1 protein-coding gene is annotated in these 229 nt (G+C 51.5%); it reads right to left on the bottom strand.

The window, feature by feature from the left end; all coding sequences use genetic code 11:
- Nucleotides 1-153: hypothetical protein (locus AC0L20_RS42040; RefSeq protein WP_473295999.1), on the bottom strand; the 153-nt coding region annotated here is incomplete at its 3' end.
- Between the last annotated feature and the right edge of the window lie 76 nt (nucleotides 154-229).

Here is a 229-nt window from a genome sequence, read left to right on the forward strand (position 1 = left end):
CTTCAAGCGCTTGTACTTACCGCACAGGCACTCGTAATCCTTAACCGGGCCAAAGATCTTGGCGCAGAACAGGCCGTCACGCTCAGGTTTGAACGTACGGTAGTTGATGGTTTCCGGCTTTTTAACTTCACCGAACGACCACGAACGGATCATCTCAGGCGATGCCAGTCCAATACGGATGGCGTCGAACTCTTCGACTTGACCCTGGTTTTTCAGCAAATTCAGTAGG

The sequence above is a fragment of the Bradyrhizobium sp. Kon58 genome, assembly GCF_055807455.1.